Origin of the sequence: Pseudonocardia autotrophica (assembly GCF_003945385.1) — a bacterium.
GTDB classification, from domain to species: Bacteria; Actinomycetota; Actinomycetes; order Mycobacteriales; family Pseudonocardiaceae; genus Pseudonocardia; species Pseudonocardia autotrophica.
Genome location: NZ_AP018920.1, coordinates 6,317,559 through 6,334,716 on the forward strand (window position 1 = coordinate 6,317,559; position 17,158 = coordinate 6,334,716).

A 17,158-nucleotide genomic window follows, 5' to 3' on the forward strand; every position below is an offset into this window, starting at 1 on the left:
CGGGTCGGCCAGCATCGTCATCACGACGAACGACAGCTGCACCTGCGCCTACTGAGCCCAGGGAGGGGCGATCTGATCGCCGCTCCCGTTCATGCGCGCGGTCATCCCGAGCGTGGTGGTGGCCCAGACGCGAGCGGTCTCGTCGCTGTCGTTGCTGATGCGGAACGCCGACCCGGCAGGCACGAGAACGGCGTCTCCAGCCCGTGCCGTGAAGCTGTCGTCGTCGACCTCGACATCGAGGAGACCGTCCATGACGTACAGGACCTCCTCACAGCTCATGGTGTGCGTCTGCCCCGGGGTCCCGGGAGCGAACTCGGCGCGCCACGCGGCCAGGGACGTCGCACCGCTGGCCGAGGCAGCGAACGACGTGAACGTGACGCCGTGCATCGCGAACGTGCGGGCGGTCTCGGTGGTCAGATGCATCGATGACTCCTTCCAATAGTCAACTGCATTGACCATATACCGACAACTCGGTTGTCGGAAGCCCTCTAGGCTGGCCCGATGGAGTCCGCGGACGACGTGATGGCGCCCTTCCTGCTCATGCGCGCCTTCCGAGGCCTGGTCGACTCGGTGCATCAGCACCTCGCCGAGCAGGGGTACCCGGGGATCAGGGCTCACCATGGCTTCGCACTGCAGGCCATCGCCGACGGGTGCACCAGCGTGGAGCTCGGCGAGCGACTGGGCGTCTCGAAGCAGGCGGCCACCAAGACCGCCCGCAGCCTGGAGGAACAGGGCCTGATCCGGCGAGAACGCAACGAGTCGGACCGGCGCGAGCGCACGCTGACCGTGACTCCCCACGGACGGCGGCTGCTGCTGCTGTCGGCCACCGCGTTCCGCCGAGAGGTCGCCGGGTGGCGCACCCTGGTCGGAGACCCGGCCGTCGATGCGACGCTCCGGACGCTTGCGGCGGTCGGCACGGATGGTCGAGCGGACACCGATCTGTCCGACTGGAGCTGACGTCCGCGGCCGAGTCCGCCGCTGGGCGACCCACGGGGCAGTCGGTCACGGCGCCGCGAACGGGCCGGAGGTGCGGTGAGCGAGCGACGGGGCCCGCGTGGCCGGCCCCCGGCACGCCGCAGTCTCCACGTGGTTCAACAGCAGCGTCCCGGCTCCGCAGGTCGCGGCGTGGGTGGGCCACAGTGTCGACGTCCTGCTCCGGGTCCATGCCAAGTTCATCGTCGGTCAGGAAGAGATCGCCCGCCGCCGCATCGAGGACGCTCTTCATGAGGACCGACCATGATCGCGACCGCGTAGCGACCGCGAACACCCGTAGACAGCGGGTCGGAGCCGGACACACCCGGACAACGAGAAGGGCCCCCGTCGCAGCGTTTCCGCTGCTCGGGGGCCCTTCTCAACCCTGGTGGCTGGTCCAGGATTCGAACCTGGGAAGGCTACGCCGACGGATTTACAGTCCGCTCCCTTTGGCCGCTCGGGCAACCAGCCGGGGTGCACGTCGATCTCTCTCGGTGCGTGAACGAGGATACGACACGATGCCCGGAGCCCCGACGAGGGGGCCCCACCCCGAGGAGGAACCCAGAGATGGCCGACCCGTCGTTCGACGTCGTGAGCAAGGTGGACCGGCAGGAGGTCGACAACGCCCTGAACCAGGCCGCCAAGGAGCTGTCGCAGCGGTTCGACTTCCGTGGCACGAACACCACGGTCGCCTGGTCCGGGGAGGAGGCGGTCGTCTTCGAGTCCGACACCGAGGAGCGCCTGCGGGCCGGCCTCGACGTCTTCAAGGAGAAGCTGATCAAGCGGAGCATCTCGCTGAAGGCGTTCGAGGCGGACGAGCCCGCGATCTCCGGCAAGGTCTACCGGGCCACCGGGAAGATCCTGCAGGGCATCGCCCAGGACAAGGCCAAGGAGATCAGCAAGGCCATCCGGGACGAGAAGCTCAAGGGCGTCCAGGCCCAGATCCAGGGCGACCAGCTGCGGGTGTCGGGCAAGAAGAAGGACGACCTGCAGGCCGTGATCGCGCTGCTGAAGTCCAAGGATTTCGGGATCGCCCTCCAGTTCACGAACTACCGGTAGCCGGCCACCCTGACCTGCCGAGACGGCAGGCTCAGGGGTGACAGGACAACCGCCGCCCCGGGCAGCGCCGGACGCGTCAGATGCGCTCGCCGCTCCCGGGGACGAACACGTGCACGGCCTCCGGGTCGCGGATCGCGGCCCGGACCGTGCCGCCGGTCCGGACGTCGGCCCGGCCGTCGACCCGCATCACGACGGGCCTGCCGTCCTGCTCGCCGGGCGGCCTGCCGTAGACGTACGCGTCGGCCCCCAGCTCCTCCACGAGCTGCACCGCGAGCTCGATGCCGTCGGCCTCCGCTCCGGCGGGCGTGAGGTTCTCCGGGCGGACACCGACGAGCACCTCGTCGAGCCCGAGCTCGCCGGCCCGGCTACGGACCTCGCGGGTGAGCGGGATCGGGGTGTCGCCGAAGCGAGCACCGTCGGCGCTCAGGGTCACGGTGAACAGGTTCATCGCCGGCGAGCCGATGAACCCGGCGACGAAGGCGTTGTCCGGGTGGTCGTAGAGCCGGCGTGGCGAGTCGACCTGCTGCAGCAGGCCGTCCTTGAGGACCGCGACCCGGTCCCCCATCGTCATGGCCTCGACCTGGTCGTGGGTCACGTAGACCGTGGTGGTGCCCAGCCGCTGCTGCAGCGCGGCGATGTTGGCGCGCGTCTCCACCCGCAACTTGGCGTCCAGGTTGGACAGTGGCTCGTCCATCAGGAAGACCGATGGCTCGCGGACGATCGCCCGGCCCATCGCCACCCGCTGACGCTGCCCGCCGGACAGTGCCTTCGGCAGCCGGTCCAGGTACGGGACCAGGTCGAGCAGGCCCGCGGCCTCCTCCACACGGCGCCGGACCTCGTCCTTGGGCTTTCGGGCCAGCTTCAGCGCGAAGCCCATGTTCTGCGCGACCGTCATGTGCGGGTAGAGCGCGTAGTTCTGGAACACCATCGCGATGTCCCGGTCCTTCGGCGCGAGCTCGGTGACGTCGCGGTCGCCGATCCGGACGGCGCCGGCGTCGACGTCCTCCAGTCCGGCGAGCATCCGGAGTGCGGTGGACTTGCCCGACCCGGACGGACCGACCAGCACCAGGAACTCACCGTCGGCGATGTCGAGGCTCAGCTCGTCGACGGCGTGCACCGGCGGCGTGCCGGGGTAGATGCGGGAGGCATTGCGGTAGCAGACCTCGGCCATGAGACTGCGTCCTTTCTGGCGGGAGGGCGCCCGGTCAGGAGCGGGTGAGGGTGTCCACGATCAGGTCGACCAGGCGGGCGTTGTCGACGCCGGTGACGACGCGGACCGGTGCCCGGTCCGGCACGTCGAGGCCGGCGTGCAGAACCAGCGAGCCGGGCCGCCAGCCGATCGGACGACTGCGGGTCAGGCCGTCGACCTGCACGTCGACCACCCGCTCCTCGGTCTCGACGAGATCGGGATCCAGCAGCAGCGCGACGGCGAGCGGATCGTGCAGCCGGCAGCCGTCGTTGCCCCGGACCTGCTCGGAGTAGCGGATCCACGGCGCGGTGGTGCGGCACAGGTAGTCGACGAGCGCCCCGCCTCCGCCGGCGAGCCGGTCCAGGTCCGGCAGCCGCAGCGCCGTCGTCGCGGTGACGTCGAGCGGCACCAGCGTGATCGGCGCCCCGCTGGCCAGCACCACCCGCGCCGCCTCCGGGTCCATGCCGAAGTTGAGCTCCTGCAGGTAGCCGGGCACGTCGAAGGCCCCGCCCATGATCACGATGCGGGCCACGTCGTCGGCCAGGCCGGGGTGCAGCGCGAGCGCGTGCGCGATGTTGGTCAGCGGCCCGATCGCGACGAGCGTGATCTCGCCGGGCTCCGCCGCGATCCGCGCGGCGATCTCCGCGGCCGCGTCGTGCCGGTGGCCCGGGTCGTGCGGGGCCGGTCCGGGGATGCCGTCCCACAACGCGGATGCCTCGGCCGAGTCGCGCTTCGCCGAGCGCCGGTCGGCCCAGGGTGCCGGCGGCTCCAGCAGGGCGCGCGCGGCGCCGGTGTGCACGCCGACCTCCGGAGAGCCCGCGGCGTCGAGCAGCGTCCGGGCGCAGGCGAACCCGACGTCGCGCGGGGTGTTGCCGTCCACGATGGTCACGACGGCGAGGTCCAGGTCCGGCGACGCCAGTGCGAGACCGATGGCCAGTGCGTCGTCGACGTCGGTGGCCGGTACCCCGTTGCCGGGGTCACAGTCGATGATGACCTTGGTGGGCACGGGCCTCACTCCTTGCTGCCCGACGACGCGAGCGAGTTGGTGAACTGCCGCTGGAAGAGCAGCAGCAGGATCAGCGGGATGGCCGAGGCGAGGATCGCGCCGGCGAACATCTGGCCGTAGTCGACACCGGCCTCCTGGGCGAAGTCGGCGATCGCCACCGGCGCCACCCGCACCGACGGCGCGGGCGCGATCAGCAGCGGCCACAGGAACGACTGCCACTGGAACACGAACAGGATCAATCCGGCACCGACCAGCGGGGCCTTCGACAGCGGCAGGTAGATCCGCCAGAACACGCCGAACCAGGACAGCCCGTCGAGCCGGGCGGCCTCGGACAGCGACTTCGGGATCCCGAGGAAGAACTGGCGCAGCAGGAAGATCGACAGACCGTTGCCGATGGCCGGCAGGATCAGCCCGGCGTAGGTGTTGGCCAGCCCCCAGTCCCGGAACGAGGTCGAGAGCGGGATCGCGATCGCCTCGAACGGGATGAGGAAACTGACCACCATCAGCGCGAAGACCGCACCCCGGCCGGGGAAGTCCAGTGCGGCGAGGGCGAATCCGGCCATCGCGGCGACGAACAACCCGATCGTCACGCTGAAGAACGCCACGATCACCGAGTTGACCAGCGACATCGCGAACGGCCCGGTCAGCACCGCGATGTAGTTGTCCAGCGTGATCGACTCGGGGACGACGGTCCGCCAGGTCAGCGGATAGAGGTGGGCGAAGATCTCGTCCCCGGCCCGCAGTGAGGAGATCAGTGCCCACAGCAGCGGGGCGATGGACACGATCGCCACCGGTACCGCGATGAGCAGGCTCAGGTTGCCGGTGCGGCGTTCCCGCCGCAGCGCGTGTTCGGCCACGGTTCAGTCCTTCCCGGGCAGCAGGCGGAACTGGACGGCGACGATCGCGACCACGATCACGACCAGAACCAGCGTCCCCGCGGACGCCGCCTGGGTGTCGCCGAGCGTGTAGGCCCGCTCGGAGATGTCGTACATGATCATGTTTGTCGATCCCTGCGGACCGCCCTGGGTGAGCACCCGGACCGGCGCGAAGATCAACAGATTGGATACGGTGTCGGCGACCAGCACGAACAGCAGCGGACGACGCAGGCCCGGCAGGGTGATCGAGCGGAACTGCTGCCAGCCGTTGGCCCCGTCGATCGACGACGCCTCGTACAGCGAGGTCGGGATGTCCCGGATGCCGGTGACCAGGAAGGTCATCCAGTAGCCGACCCCGACCCACGAGCACACGATGACGATCGAGGCCAGCGCGACGTCCGGGCTGACCAGCCACGGGACCGACGGGAGCCCGAGCGCGTTCGCGACGCCGTTGAGCGGACCGTCCGGCCGCATCAGGACCAGCCAGATGATCGCCGAGACCGCCTGCGGCACCGCGATCGGCAGCAGGATCAGCGTCCGCCACAGGCCGACCGCGGGCAGCTTCTTGGTGAGCAGCACCGCCAGTGCCAGCGCCAGCCCGATCTGGATCGGGTTGACGACGAGGCTGAACAGCAGCGTCACGCGCAGCGACCCGAGGAAGTCGGGATCGCTGAAGATATAGGTGAAGTTGGACAACAGCGCACGATCGGTCCCGAACGGGATCGACGTCTCCACCGCGGACAGCGTGGGGATGATGCGCAGCGCGAGCAGCGCGACGACGGCCGGCGCGAGGAAGAACAGCGCCGCCGTCCAGACGTCACGTGAGGTGCGGCGGCGGGGCACCGGCGCCGGCGCCCCGGCGGTGGTGCGATCCCGTGCCGGGGCGGGTTCCCGGAGCGGAGTGGCCACGGCGATACTCCTGTCGGAATCGGGGGTCAGTGGTCGCCGGCGAGCTCGCGCTGCCGGTCGAGCTGGCGGACGAGGGTGTCCTGGGCGGTGGCCAGGACCGAGTCGACATCGCCGCCGTTGCGCAGATCGGTGAATGCCCGGTTGAGCGTCGTCTCGAACTGGACGTAGCCGACGCTGGTCGGCCGGTGCCGGGCATGGCGCTCCAGATCGATCTCGAGCAGGTCACCGATCCCGGCGGTCTCGGCCGGCGCGACCTCGGCGAGATGGTCGAGGTAGGCGGGCATCGCGGCGGTGGCGACCGGGGGCAGGTTCATCGTCCGCGAGGCGGCGCTCACGCCCTCCGGATCGAGGGTCATGAACTGGGCGAACCGGCGGGCGGCATCCTGCTTCTCGCTGTAGGCGCTGATGCCCACGCCCCAGGAATCGGTCGGGGTCACCACCGGACCACCGGCGACGTACGGCGCGGGGGCGATCCCCCAGTTCCCGGCGAGATCGCTCTCGGCGATCTTGGTGATGCTCGACGCACCGGAGAGGTAGAACCCGAGCCCGCCGGACGCGAACAGGTCGGCCATCTGCCCGGGGTCGACGCCACGCGGAGCCAGGCCGTCGGTGTAGAGGTCGCGGTACCACGCGCCGAACCGTTTCCACTCCGGTGTGTCCACCGCGGCGGTGAGACTGTCCGGCCCCTCCAGCCCGGGCCCGGCACCCATCGACTCCAGGATCGGCTGCAGTGCGTAGTAGCGGTCGACCTGGTCGATGCCGAAGCCGTACCGGGCGGTGTCCGCCTCGGCGACCGTCCGGGCGCCGTCGAGCACCTGGTCCCAGGTCAGCCGGTCGGCGTCGGACGGGCCGGGAATCGGTACGCCGGCCCTGGTGAGTGCGTCGCGGTTGTAGAAGAGGAAGGCGTCGCTGGTCCAGAGCGGGTAGGCCCAGGGGCGGTCGTCGACGGTCACCGAGTTGATGCCGACCTGGCTGGACGTGGATTCCAGCAGGTCCGCCGATGCGCTCTCGTCGGTGAGGAAGCCCTGGGTGACCATGCCGGCCAGTCGCGGCGGGTCGACCGAGACGACGTCCACGCTGGTGTCGCCGGAGGCCAGGCGGGCCTGGGTCTGCGACACCATCTGATCGAACGGAACGCTCTGCTGCTCGACCCGGATGTCCGGGTTGCGCGCCTCGAACTCGGCGACGACGTCGTCATAGGCCCCCGCGTGCGGGTTCAGGAACACGATCGTCTCGGGTGCGTCGCCGGCCGGGGCCGCAGCGCATCCGGCGACGACTGCCAGCGCGGCGACCACGGTGGCCGCTCGGCGCAGGAGTCGGGGTCTCACGAAGGTCACCTCTCGTCGGTGGAAGGTGGGGGGACGGTGTCGGCCCCGGTGGGCCACGGGCAGCCGCAGGACGCCCGGATCACCAGGTCCGACGCACAGATCTCGGCGCCCGGGGTCGAGGCACCGGCACGGAGCAGCTCGATGGTCCGCCGGGCGATCTCGTCGAACCGGGGCGCGACGGTGGTCAGTGGTGGCACCGAGAAACGCGAGGCGTCCGTCCCGTCGAAGCTGGCGACGGCCAGGTCCCCGGGTACGGCCACCCCCAGTTCGGCTGCGGCGCAGAGCAGGCCGAGCGCCTGATCCTCGCTCGCGACGAACACCGCGTCCGGCGCCGGATCGGTACGGAGCAGCTCGAGCCCTGCCCGGTACCCGCCTGCCCGGCTGAACGCCGCCCATCGGACGTGCCCCTCGTCGGCGGGCACACCGTGCGCGGTCAGCGCATCGAGCCAGCCGGTACGGCGGGCACGGGAGGTGGGCACGTCCCGGGGGCCGAGCAGCGCACCGAGCCGCCGGCGTCCGTGGCCGAGCAGGTGCTCGGTGGCGGCCCGCGCGCCGCCCACGTTGTCGATCACGACCGACGCCGTCCGCTCGTCGTCGGTGGTCCGGTCGAGCACGACGACGGCCAGCCCGGCCGAGGTCGCGGCCTGCACCGCATCGTGCGGGCCGACGCCGACGTAGATGAGCCCGTCGACCTGGCGGGCGACGAAGGTGTCGACGAGCTCCCGCTCCCGGGCGACGCTCTCGGCCGAGTCACCGAGCAGCAGGACCAGGCCGTACTTCGAGGCCTCGGCCTCCAGCGCGTGGGCGAGCGTGGCGAAGAACTGGTTGGCCAGCTCCGGGACGACGAGGCCGAGGGTCCGTGTCGATCCGGACGCGAGTGCGCGGGCGACACCGTTGGGCCGGTAGCCGACCTCCTCGATCGCGCGCAGGACCTTCTCCCGGGTGGCCGCGGAGATCGGCCGGGAGCCCTCGTTGAGCACGTAGCTGACCACCGCGGTGGAGGTCCCGGCGGCGCGAGCCACGTCGGCCTGGGTGACCCGGCCGCGCCTACCCACGGTGCGCCGCCGTGCCGGCCGTGGCCAGGTCGGCCACGTCCGGGTACGACGTCGCGGTCCCCCGGCGGGAGACCGCGACGGAACCGGCCGCGCACCCGGCCCGGACCGCGTCGGGCAAGGTCGCGCCGGAGGCGAGGTAGGCCGCGACCGCACCGACGAACGCGTCGCCGGCGCCGGTCGTGTCCACGATCTCGGCGGGCCGGACCGCGGGCACGTGCTCGACGCCGCTGTCGTCGCCGATCAGTGCGCCGTCGGCGCCGAGAGTGATCACCACCGCGGGCGCGTACCCGAGCAGCGCCGTCAGCAGGTCCCGCGGGTTGTTCCCCTCCGGTGTCACGCCGAGATGACCGGCCACCTGCGCGGCCTCCACGAGGTTCACCACCAGGGGGTTCGCCCGCCGCAGCGTCCCCGGATCGACGGGGACCGCCGGCGCGAGGTTGAGCAGGAAGCGGTGCGGAGCGCGGGTCGCGGCCGCTGCGGCCGCCACGGTCGCCTGCGGGATCTCGCACTGACAGACGACGACCGCACGTCGATCGGCCGGCAGCTGCGCGACAGCCCGCTCCGCAGCCCCTGGATCGAGGGCCTGGTTCGCTCCGGAATGGACGACGATCGAGTTCTCCCCGGCGGCGTCGACCGTGATCGCGGCGTAGCCGGTGACCTCGCCCGCGACCCGGCCGACCGTGTCGACCGAGACCGAGTGGCCCGCCAGTCCGGCCGTCGCGGCGAGCCCGGCCTCGTCCTCACCGACCATCGCGGTCATCGTGACGCCGGCCCCGAGCCGCGCGGCGGCGATGGCCTGGTTGGCACCCTTGCCGCCGATCCCGCGGTCGGAGCTGCCCGCCAGCACGGTCTCGCCGGGCGCCGGCAGCCGGTCGACGTAGGAGAAGCGATCGTCGTGGATCGAACCGATCACCACGACGATCCCGCCCGAACCGGGGCGGTCGTCGGAGCCGGCTCCTTCGCCACCGTCCTGATGCACGAGTTCTGGCCCGCCTTCGTTGGAGGTCTATGCGCTTAGACGGGGAATCTAAGCGCATAACTTCGCGATGGCGATGTGAGGCGCGCCATAACCGGGTGGCCGGGCCCGGTGAACCGCCAACCGGCCGCCATCGCGTTGACAACTGGAGATTGTCTCCATATCTTGAAGTGGAGATAATCTCCAGATCTTGGCGAGGTGCGATGTGAAGGTCCTGATGTTCGGCCGTGGCGTGATCGCCTCGGTGTACGGCCGGGTGCTGGAACAGGCCGGGCACGAGGTGGAGTTCTACGTCCGCCCGGGGCGCGCCGCGACCTACGGCGCCGCGATCGACCTCGAGCTGGCCGACATGCGGCACCGGCCGTGGGGGCGGCGCGTCGTCGAGCGGTGGCCGGTGCGCCTCCGGGAGGAGCTCGAGGCCGATCACGACTTCGACCTGATCGTGCTGAGCGTGGGGCACCACAGCCTCGCCGAGGCCGCAGAGTTCCTGGCGCCGCGGATCGGCCGGGCCACCGTGCTGGTCTTCGGCAACATCTGGGACGAGCCGCTCGCCGCGATCGGCGATCTCCCCGCCGACCAGGTCGCCTGGGGTTTCCCGCAGGCGGGCGGCGGCTTCGGCGCGGACGGCGTGCTGCGCGCGACGATGCTGCCGTCGGTCCTGTTCGGCACCCTCGGCACCGCGCCCACCGGACGTGAGTCGGCCGTCCGCACGATCTTCCGCGAGGCCGGCCTGCGGATCCGCGAGCAGCCCGACTTCCGCGGCTGGCTGTTGATCCACTTCGCGGCGGACGCCGGGATGCACTCGCAGGGGCTGCGGCGGGGCGTGCTGGCCGACCTCGTCGGGGCACCGGGGGACCTGCGTGCGGCGATGCTGACCGGCCGTGAGCTGCTGCCGGTCCTCGAGGCACGCGGTGTCGACCTGAGCCGCCACCGGCTCGGTCTCCTCCCGTTGCGTGCGCCCGCGTGGGCGGTCGGCGGCGCACTCGCCCTGGCGACCGTCGCCATCCCGTCCGCGCGCCACAACTTCGAGGCGCACGCCGATCCCGCAGCCGAGGAGCCGCGTGCGGTCTGCCGGGACGCCCTCGCCGAGGCGCGCCGGCTCGGTATCGCCACCCCCCGCCTCGAGGCGGCCGAGCATCTCTTCGCCAGGGCGGGGACCGGCTGAAGTCCCACCCCCGCCCGCCACCCACCACCCACGCACCGGAGGACGACATGACGACCGTCGACGAGTTCCCGCAGTCCCGTACCTGCCCGTTCGCTCCGCCGCCGGCGTACGCGAGGATCCGCGAGGAGGAGTCGGTCGCGCAGGTCCGGCTGCCCGACGGTGGGCGTGCGTGGGTGGTCAGCCGGCACGAGGACGTCCGCGCCGTGCTCAACGACCGCCGGTTCAGCTCCGACCGCCGGCGACCGGACTTCCCGGAGCTGACGGCGGGCGCAGCCGCGGTCAAGCGTCCCGACGAGGAGCCCACGCTGATCAGCATGGATGCGCCCGAACACCCGGTGGCCCGCCGAGCGGTGCTCGGCGAGTTCACCGTGCGCCGCACCGAGGCGCTGCGGGCACGGGTCCAGGAGATCGTCGACGAGCGGATCGACGCGTTGCTGACCGGGCCCCGGCCCGCCGACCTCGTCGAGGAACTGTCGCTGCCGATCCCGTCGCTCGTGATCTGCGAGCTGCTCGGCGTGCCCTACTCCGCGCACGCGTTCTTCCAGGAGAAGTCGACCGCGCTGATCGCCCGGGGGACGCCACCGCTGGAGCGAGCCGCCGCCATCGCAGCCCTGCGCGACTACCTGGACGAGTTGATCGCGGAGAAGGAGACCGACCCGCCGGACGATCTGCTCGGGCGGCAGATCCACACCCTGCGCGAGCAGGGCTCCTACCGTCGGCCGGCCCTGGTGGGCATGGGAATCCTGCTGCTCGTGGCGGGGCACGAGACGACGGCGAACATGATCTCGCTGTCGACGGTGGCGTTCCTGCGTGATCCCGAGCAGCTCGCGTTGATCCGCGCCGATCCCACCAGGACCATCGCCGCGGTCGACGAGATGCTGCGGTACTTCACGATCGTGGACGCGGCGACGGCACGGCTGTGCGTCGAGGACGCCGAGATCGGCGGGCAGCTGATCCGCGCGGGCGAGGGGGTGCTGGCGCTGACGTACTCGGCGAACCGCGATCCGCGGGCGTTCGCGGACCCCGACGAGCTGGACATCGAACGCGGCGCCCGCCACCACGTCGCTTTCGGGTTCGGGCCACACCAGTGCCTGGGGCAGAACCTGGCCCGGATGGAGCTGCAGATCGTGTTCGACACCCTGTTCCGCCGCATCCCCACCCTCGCGCTCGCCGCCGACGTCGACGAGCTGCCCTTCAAGGACGACGCCGCCATCTTCGGCCTGCACCAGCTTCCGGTGACCTGGTGATGAAGATCGTCGCGGACACCGACAGGTGCGTCGGCGCGGGCCAGTGCGTACTCACCGCGCCCGCCCTCTTCGACCAGGACGACGACGGGATGGTGATCGTCCGGGTCGCGGCCCCGGAGGCCGGCTCGGTCGAGTCGGCTCGGGCGGCGGTGCACCTCTGCCCGGCACAGGCCCTGTCCTGTGACTGAGAGCTGGGGCACGATGGGAAGACGATCTCCACCCTCGACGTGAGGTGCCGCGTGACCATCGAGAAGCCGCTGCGCGCCGACGCCCGGCGGAACCGCGAGGCGATCGTCGCCGCAGCTCGCGAGGTCTTCGTCGCCGGCCGGTTCTTCGACATGCGGTTCGACGATCTCGCCGGGCTGGCCGGCGTGGGCACCGGCACGCTCTACCGGAACTTCCCCACCCGCGAGGCGCTGGCCGAGGCGGTCTACCGCTCCGAGATCGCCACCATGAGCGACCACGCCCGCCGCCTCGGGGCGACCCGACCCGCGGACGAGGCGCTGGCGGTCTTCCTGCGGGACATGGTCGACCACATCGACGCGCACCAGGGCCTCGCCCGCACACTGGCCACCCTCATGTCCGCGGGCTCCCGCGAGCGGAACACGAGCGGGCACGAGCTCGAGGACGCGGTGGCCGAGCTGGTGGCCAAGGGCATCGCGGAGGGGTCCCTGCGCGACGACATCGACGCCGGTGCGGTGCTGATGGCGCTGCACGGCATCGGCGCCGCCCATGCGCGTCCCGGGTGGCGAGCCGAGGCCGACGGCGTCGTCACCCTCGTCGTGGACGGGCTGCGCCGGGGCACCGCGAGCCCGTGAGCCCCCGCGACCGGTGGAACCACAACATCCACTACCACCGGCTGGTCCTGAACGCCGTACCCGAGGGCTCGCACACCGCGCTCGACGTCGGCACCGGCACCGGCACCGGTCTTCTCGCAGCCGACCTCCGACGACGGGTCCCGGCGCAGAGATCGACCGCACACCGAGAGCCCGCCCGCGGGCGAGACGTCGATCTTGTCGCAGGTTGAGACGACGGGTGGGCGCGCCGACCCGCTCCGGCGTGCCACAGTCGGGGCGTCTGATGAGCGCAACGACGCCTCGGAGGTCGTGAGGACATGGACGGCTCAGCCAGGCTCTGTGAGCGGGAGCAGATCGCACGGTCGAGAGGTACGGGTGACGGTCCGGGGGTACCGGAGCGGATCACCGCGTCCTGGCGGCGCAGCACGGAGTTCGGCGCGTCGCTGGACGAGGTGATGCCGTCGTTCTGTGGCGCGGTCGACGACGAGTCACTGTTCTTCCGCTGTGGACGCGAGGTGCTCGAGGGGCTGCAGGAGACGCTGGCCGACGAGCCGGTCAGCCTGATGCTCACCGACGCCGACGGGATCGTTCTCGACCGGTACTGCCGGGAACGCTCGCTGCTCAGCGCGCTGGACACGGTGCATCTCGCACCCGGCTTCGACTACGGCGAGCGGGAGACCGGGACGACCGGGCTGGGCCTGGCCCTGGTCGACCGGGCGCCGTCGCTGGTCCGGGCCGATCAGCACTTCTGCACCGAGCTGTGGGGCTACACCTGCGCCGCCGCCCCGGTGTCGGACCCGGTCACCGGCGAGCTCGTCGGCAGCGTCAACCTCACCACGTGGTCGCAGCGCTCGGATCCGTTGCTGCTGGCGCTCGCGCAGAGCGCCGCGAGCAGTGCGGCCGCGCTGATGCTGGCCCGCCACCACGGGCGGAGCCCGCGGCCGGTCACCCAGGGGCGGGTCTTCCGGGTTCTGCTGCATCCGCCGGAGCCGGCACCGGCGCCGCCGTCCCGGGCCCGCGCGAGCGCACTGGACGAGCTCGAGGCCGCACTGTCGGCGGGGCGGATCGTCGCCGTCGTCGGTGAGGACGGGGTGGGGCGCACCGCGCTGCTCACCGCCGCGCTCGCCCGCACCCACCCGCGCGGACGGGTGCTCGCGGCCCGGCCGCCGAACGACCGGAGCGCCGAGGCCTGGCTCGACCTCTGGACCCCGGAGCTGGGCAAGGACGCCACCAGCATCGTGGTGAGCGAGGTCGACGGGCTCACCCCGACGGTCGCATCGAAGCTGGCCGGGATGCTCCGCACGATCGATCCGGGGCGTCGTCCGGCGTTCGCGTTCACCGCCCGCGACCCGGACGCCGTGCCCGCGGCGCTGCGCCCGCTGGTCGACGGCTACGTGGAGCTGCCGCCACTGCGGCACCGCCGCGAGGACATCACGCCGCTGGCCCGGACGTTCGCCGCGGCCCGCCGCGGCCGCGAGGTCCGGTTCACCGACGCCGCGCGGCGGAGCCTGGACGCGTTCGGATGGCCCGGCAACGTGGAACAGCTCCGCGCGGTGGTGGAGGCCGCCGTGTCCCGCAGCGACGTGGTCGACACCGAGCATCTGCCGCCCGAGGTGGCCGGCGGCGCACCACGGCGGGCGCTGTCGCGGATCGAGATGGTCGAGCGCGACGAGATCCTGCGGGCCCTCGCCGAACCGGGCACGACCATGGGCCGCGCCGCCCACGACCTCGGCATCAGCCGGGCAACCCTGTACCGACGGCTCGACGTGTACGGAATCCGCAACGGGTTCTGAGTTCCTTTCCGCACGAACTGCCGCATTCCTCCGACGGCACACCTGTGCCCGTTCCCGCTCGACGAAGAAGGTGAGACGACGATGCCCACCCTGTTGTCCGACGACCAGCGCCGGCTGCTGGTCGATCTGCTGCGTGCGGCGTTCCCGCACGACACGTTCCCGATGGGCCCCTACGAACGAGCGGCGCAGGCCGTGGTCGACGCGGCCGCGGCGAACCCGCGGTTGCAGGCACAGCTCCTGCAGGGGCTCGACGATCTCGACCGGCAGCGCGAGGTCCCGTTCTCCCGCCTCGATCCCGACATCGCCGCGGTCGTGCTGCGCGGGATCGCCGACACACCGTTCTTCACCGGGATCGTCGACGTCGCCGTGGTCGCGCTCTACGACGACCACGAGGTCTGGGACGTGCTCGGTTACGAGGGCGCCTCCTACGACAAGGGCGGTTACATCGACCGGGGCTTCAACGACCTGGACTGGTTGCCCGATCCACGCATCGAGAGCTACGGCGACGACAGCCGGCAGGAGGCTTCGGCATGACCCGCTTCGACTACGACGACTCCGACGTGGTGGTGATCGTCGGCTCCGGCGCGGGCGGCGGCACCCTGGCCCACGAGCTGTGCCGGCGGGGCTTCAAGACCGTCGTCCTTGAGGCCGGACCGCACCTGACCGGCGAGGACTACCACAACGACGAATGGGCGGCGTTCGGCCAGATGGCCTGGACCGACCCGCGCACCACCTCGGGCAGCTGGGCGATCGCCGACGACTTCCCGAACCTGCCCGCCTGGATCGTCAAGGCCGTCGGCGGTACGACGACGCACTGGGCCGGTGCCTGCCCGCGGTTCAAGTCGCACGAGTTCGCCGCCCGCACCACCTACGGCGACATCGAGGGCGCCGACCTGCTCGACTGGCCGATCACCCTGTCCGAGCTCGAGCCGTACTACGACCAGGCCGAGATCAAGATGGGGGTGACGCACCGGCACGGGCGTCCGCCGCTGCCCGCGAACAACAACTACAAGGTGTTCGCGAACGGCGCCGACAAGCTCGGCTACCGCGACTACTCCACCGGCCCGTACGCGACCAACGCCGAGCCCTACGACGGCCGTCCCGCCAGCATCCAGGACGGGTTCAACTTCCAGGGCGACAAGCACGGCTCCAAGTGGTCCACCCTGGTCGCCGAGCTGCCCAAGGCCGAGGCCACCGGCAATCTGGACCTGCGGCCGGACAGCCAGGCGGTGCAGATCCTGCACGGACCGGACGGCCGGGCCACCGGGGTGCTCTACGTCGACCGCAACGGCACCCTGCGCCGCCAGCGCGCCGCGGTCGTCTCGGTCGCGGGCAACTCGATCGAGACCGCGCGGCTGTTGCTGCTCTCGGCGTCGACCCGGTTCCCGGACGGTATGGCGAACTCCTCCGGTCAGGTCGGGCGCAACTACATGCGTCACACCACCGGAACCGTGTGGGGGCAGTTCGACAAGCCGGTCCGGATGTACCGCGGCGAGACGATGGCGGGAGTGATCGCCGACGAGTCCCGACTCGATACCGGCCGGGGATTCGTCGGCGGTTACTACATGCAGACGATCGCACTCGGACCCGCGTTCTTCGCCAAGTTCGTCGCCCCCGGGAGCTGGGGACCGAAGTTGGCAGAGATCGTCGACGGTTACCTCAACACCGCCGGCATGTGGATCGTCGGCGAGGACATGCCGCAGGGAACCAACCGGATCACGCTGTCCGACACGGTCGACGAGCACGGCATTCCGGTCGCGAACGTCCACTTCGACGACCACCCGAACGACGTCGCGATGCGCCGGCACGGTCAGCAGCAGGGTGCCGCGGTCTACAAGGCGGTCGGTGCACACCGCACGATCGAGACCCCGCCCTACCCGTCGACGCACAACCTCGGTACCTGCCGGATGAGTCAGCGTCCCGGCGACGGCGTCGTCGACCGGTTCGGGCGCGCGCACGACGTGCCGAACCTGTTCGTCACCGACGGCAGCGTGTTCACCACCGGCGCGGCCGCCAATCCCACGCTCACCATCGTCGCCCTGGCGACCCGTCAGGCCGACTTCATCGCATCCGACTTCCGCACCGGCCGGAACTGAGAGAGGAGACCGGGATGACCGCACCCGTGTCCGCACCACCCGACCCGTATCGGTTCCTGCCCGAGGTCGAGAGCTTCACCCTGACCAGCACCGACATCTCCGACGGCATTCCGCTGGCCACACCGCAGGTCAGCGGCATCATGGGCGCGGGAGGCCAGGACCGCTCGCCCCAGCTGAGCTGGCGTGACTTCCCCGTCGCCACCCGCAGCTTCGCCGTCACCGTCCACGACCCGGACGCCCCGACCGGCAGCGGCTTCTGGCACTGGGCGGTCGCCGACATCCCGGCCGGGGTCACCGAGCTGGCCGCGGGCGCGGGCGATCCCGGTGGCACCGGGCTGCCCGAGGGCGCGCTGGCCCTGCCCAACGACGCCGGGATCCACCAGTACCTCGGTGCCGCCCCGCCGGAGGGGCACGGTGTGCACCGCTACTTCGTCGTCGTGCACGCCGTCGACGTGCCCAGACTGGGCGTCCCGCGGACCGCCACCCCGGCGTTCCTCGGGTTCAACCTGTTCACCCACACCCTGGCCAGGGCGACCATCACCGCGACCTACCAGCGCTGACGTCGGGCGCGTGTGGCGGCGTGGTGGCCGCACGGCGGGCGCGGCCCGTCCCGTGCGGCCACCGGCGCCGATTCCTGCCCACATCGGTGCGGCATCGCGCGGCCGCACCCGTCTCGGCCGCACGAACAGCT

General features: G+C 71.6%; 18 protein-coding genes and 1 tRNA gene. 10 read left to right on the top strand and 9 right to left on the bottom strand.

Annotation, left to right across the window (positions count from 1 at the left end):
* Positions 1 to 48: 48 nt before the first annotated feature.
* Complete coding sequence (locus tag Pdca_RS29375) at positions 49 to 423, bottom strand: cupin domain-containing protein (protein WP_085915853.1); 375 nt, start codon at positions 421 to 423, stop codon at positions 49 to 51.
* Between the two features lie 78 nt (positions 424 to 501).
* Here Pdca_RS29375 and Pdca_RS29380 point away from each other — a divergent pair, with 78 nt between their 5' ends.
* Positions 502 to 957 carry a MarR family winged helix-turn-helix transcriptional regulator gene (locus tag Pdca_RS29380; RefSeq protein WP_085915852.1) on the top strand — a complete coding sequence of 152 codons (456 nt, stop codon included), beginning with the start codon at positions 502 to 504 and terminating at the stop codon, positions 955 to 957.
* Positions 958 to 1,358: 401 nt separating this feature from the next.
* Here Pdca_RS29380 and Pdca_RS29390 read toward each other — a convergent pair.
* Positions 1,359 to 1,443 (bottom strand) — tRNA-Tyr (locus Pdca_RS29390).
* A gap of 96 nt (positions 1,444 to 1,539) precedes the next feature.
* Here Pdca_RS29390 and Pdca_RS29395 point away from each other — a divergent pair.
* Complete coding sequence (locus Pdca_RS29395) at positions 1,540 to 2,031, top strand: YajQ family cyclic di-GMP-binding protein (protein ID WP_085915850.1); 492 nt, start codon at positions 1,540 to 1,542, stop codon at positions 2,029 to 2,031.
* Between the two features lie 76 nt (positions 2,032 to 2,107).
* Here the strand turns inward: Pdca_RS29395 and Pdca_RS29400 are convergent, their stop codons facing one another.
* From Pdca_RS29400 to Pdca_RS29430, 7 genes are read right to left on the bottom strand one after another with little or no spacing between them, the layout of a single operon-like run.
* Positions 2,108 to 3,202, bottom strand: coding sequence for an ABC transporter ATP-binding protein (locus Pdca_RS29400; protein ID WP_085915849.1), 1,095 nt, complete (start codon positions 3,200 to 3,202; stop codon positions 2,108 to 2,110).
* A 34-nt stretch (positions 3,203 to 3,236) separates the two neighbouring features.
* The gene (locus Pdca_RS29405; RefSeq protein ID WP_085915848.1) at positions 3,237 to 4,226 is read right to left on the bottom strand and encodes a nucleoside hydrolase; all 990 of its coding nucleotides are present in this window, start codon (positions 4,224 to 4,226) and stop codon (positions 3,237 to 3,239) included.
* Between the two features lie 5 nt (positions 4,227 to 4,231).
* Positions 4,232 to 5,083 (bottom strand): carbohydrate ABC transporter permease, encoded by an 852-nt coding sequence (locus Pdca_RS29410; protein ID WP_085915847.1) that lies wholly within the window; start codon positions 5,081 to 5,083, stop codon positions 4,232 to 4,234.
* A 3-nt stretch (positions 5,084 to 5,086) separates the two neighbouring features.
* The gene (locus tag Pdca_RS29415; RefSeq protein ID WP_197719841.1) at positions 5,087 to 6,010 is read right to left on the bottom strand and encodes a carbohydrate ABC transporter permease; all 924 of its coding nucleotides are present in this window, start codon (positions 6,008 to 6,010) and stop codon (positions 5,087 to 5,089) included.
* A gap of 26 nt (positions 6,011 to 6,036) precedes the next feature.
* Positions 6,037 to 7,338, bottom strand: coding sequence for an ABC transporter substrate-binding protein (locus Pdca_RS29420; protein ID WP_158092309.1), 1,302 nt, complete (start codon positions 7,336 to 7,338; stop codon positions 6,037 to 6,039).
* A 5-nt stretch (positions 7,339 to 7,343) separates the two neighbouring features.
* Entirely contained in the window at positions 7,344 to 8,360 is a 1,017-nt protein-coding gene (locus tag Pdca_RS29425; protein ID WP_158092308.1) for a LacI family DNA-binding transcriptional regulator, read from the bottom strand.
* Positions 8,361 to 8,385: 25 nt separating this feature from the next.
* Positions 8,386 to 9,372 (bottom strand): ribokinase, encoded by a 987-nt coding sequence (locus tag Pdca_RS29430; protein ID WP_085915844.1) that lies wholly within the window; start codon positions 9,370 to 9,372, stop codon positions 8,386 to 8,388.
* Between the two features lie 202 nt (positions 9,373 to 9,574).
* Here Pdca_RS29430 and Pdca_RS29435 point away from each other — a divergent pair, with 202 nt between their 5' ends.
* The 8 genes from Pdca_RS29435 to Pdca_RS29475 all read left to right on the top strand — a co-directional run bounded on the left by Pdca_RS29435 (position 9,575) and on the right by Pdca_RS29475 (position 17,027).
* Positions 9,575 to 10,534 (top strand): ketopantoate reductase family protein, encoded by a 960-nt coding sequence (locus tag Pdca_RS29435; protein ID WP_085915843.1) that lies wholly within the window; start codon positions 9,575 to 9,577, stop codon positions 10,532 to 10,534.
* Positions 10,535 to 10,581: 47 nt separating this feature from the next.
* The gene (locus Pdca_RS29440) at positions 10,582 to 11,781 is read left to right on the top strand and encodes a cytochrome P450 (RefSeq protein ID WP_085915842.1); all 1,200 of its coding nucleotides are present in this window, start codon (positions 10,582 to 10,584) and stop codon (positions 11,779 to 11,781) included.
* Entirely contained in the window at positions 11,781 to 11,969 is a 189-nt protein-coding gene (locus tag Pdca_RS29445; RefSeq protein ID WP_085915841.1) for a ferredoxin, read from the top strand. The genes Pdca_RS29440 and Pdca_RS29445 overlap by 1 nt, the downstream gene beginning before the upstream one ends.
* A 51-nt stretch (positions 11,970 to 12,020) precedes the next feature.
* Positions 12,021 to 12,599 carry a TetR/AcrR family transcriptional regulator gene (locus tag Pdca_RS29450; RefSeq protein WP_085915840.1) on the top strand — a complete coding sequence of 193 codons (579 nt, stop codon included), beginning with the start codon at positions 12,021 to 12,023 and terminating at the stop codon, positions 12,597 to 12,599.
* A gap of 296 nt (positions 12,600 to 12,895) precedes the next feature.
* Positions 12,896 to 14,371, top strand: coding sequence for an AAA-type ATPase lid domain-containing protein (locus Pdca_RS29460; RefSeq protein ID WP_085915839.1), 1,476 nt, complete (start codon positions 12,896 to 12,898; stop codon positions 14,369 to 14,371).
* Between the two features lie 81 nt (positions 14,372 to 14,452).
* Entirely contained in the window at positions 14,453 to 14,905 is a 453-nt protein-coding gene (locus Pdca_RS29465; RefSeq protein WP_085915838.1) for a hypothetical protein, read from the top strand.
* Entirely contained in the window at positions 14,902 to 16,467 is a 1,566-nt protein-coding gene (locus tag Pdca_RS29470; RefSeq protein WP_085915837.1) for a GMC family oxidoreductase, read from the top strand. Before Pdca_RS29465 ends, Pdca_RS29470 begins: the two co-directional genes overlap by 4 nt.
* A 26-nt stretch (positions 16,468 to 16,493) precedes the next feature.
* On the top strand, positions 16,494 to 17,027 hold the full coding sequence (locus Pdca_RS29475; RefSeq protein WP_085915875.1) for a YbhB/YbcL family Raf kinase inhibitor-like protein: 534 nt from the start codon (positions 16,494 to 16,496) through the stop codon (positions 17,025 to 17,027).
* Positions 17,028 to 17,158 lie beyond the last annotated feature (131 nt).

What these genes read in the sequence shown, in the direction of transcription:
- Pdca_RS29375 (WP_085915853.1), bottom strand. Translation starts at nt 423, where the DNA reads ATGCATCTGACCACCGAGACCGCCCGCACGTTCGCGATGCACGGCGTC.
- Pdca_RS29380 (WP_085915852.1), top strand. Translation starts at nt 502, where the DNA reads ATGGAGTCCGCGGACGACGTGATGGCGCCCTTCCTGCTCATGCGCGCC.
- Pdca_RS29395 (WP_085915850.1), top strand. Translation starts at nt 1,540, where the DNA reads ATGGCCGACCCGTCGTTCGACGTCGTGAGCAAGGTGGACCGGCAGGAG.
- Pdca_RS29400 (WP_085915849.1), bottom strand. Translation starts at nt 3,202, where the DNA reads ATGGCCGAGGTCTGCTACCGCAATGCCTCCCGCATCTACCCCGGCACG.
- Pdca_RS29440 (WP_085915842.1), top strand. Translation starts at nt 10,582, where the DNA reads ATGACGACCGTCGACGAGTTCCCGCAGTCCCGTACCTGCCCGTTCGCT.
- Pdca_RS29445 (WP_085915841.1), top strand. Translation starts at nt 11,781, where the DNA reads ATGAAGATCGTCGCGGACACCGACAGGTGCGTCGGCGCGGGCCAGTGC.
- Pdca_RS29460 (WP_085915839.1), top strand. Translation starts at nt 12,896, where the DNA reads ATGGACGGCTCAGCCAGGCTCTGTGAGCGGGAGCAGATCGCACGGTCG.
- Pdca_RS29465 (WP_085915838.1), top strand. Translation starts at nt 14,453, where the DNA reads ATGCCCACCCTGTTGTCCGACGACCAGCGCCGGCTGCTGGTCGATCTG.
- Pdca_RS29470 (WP_085915837.1), top strand. Translation starts at nt 14,902, where the DNA reads ATGACCCGCTTCGACTACGACGACTCCGACGTGGTGGTGATCGTCGGC.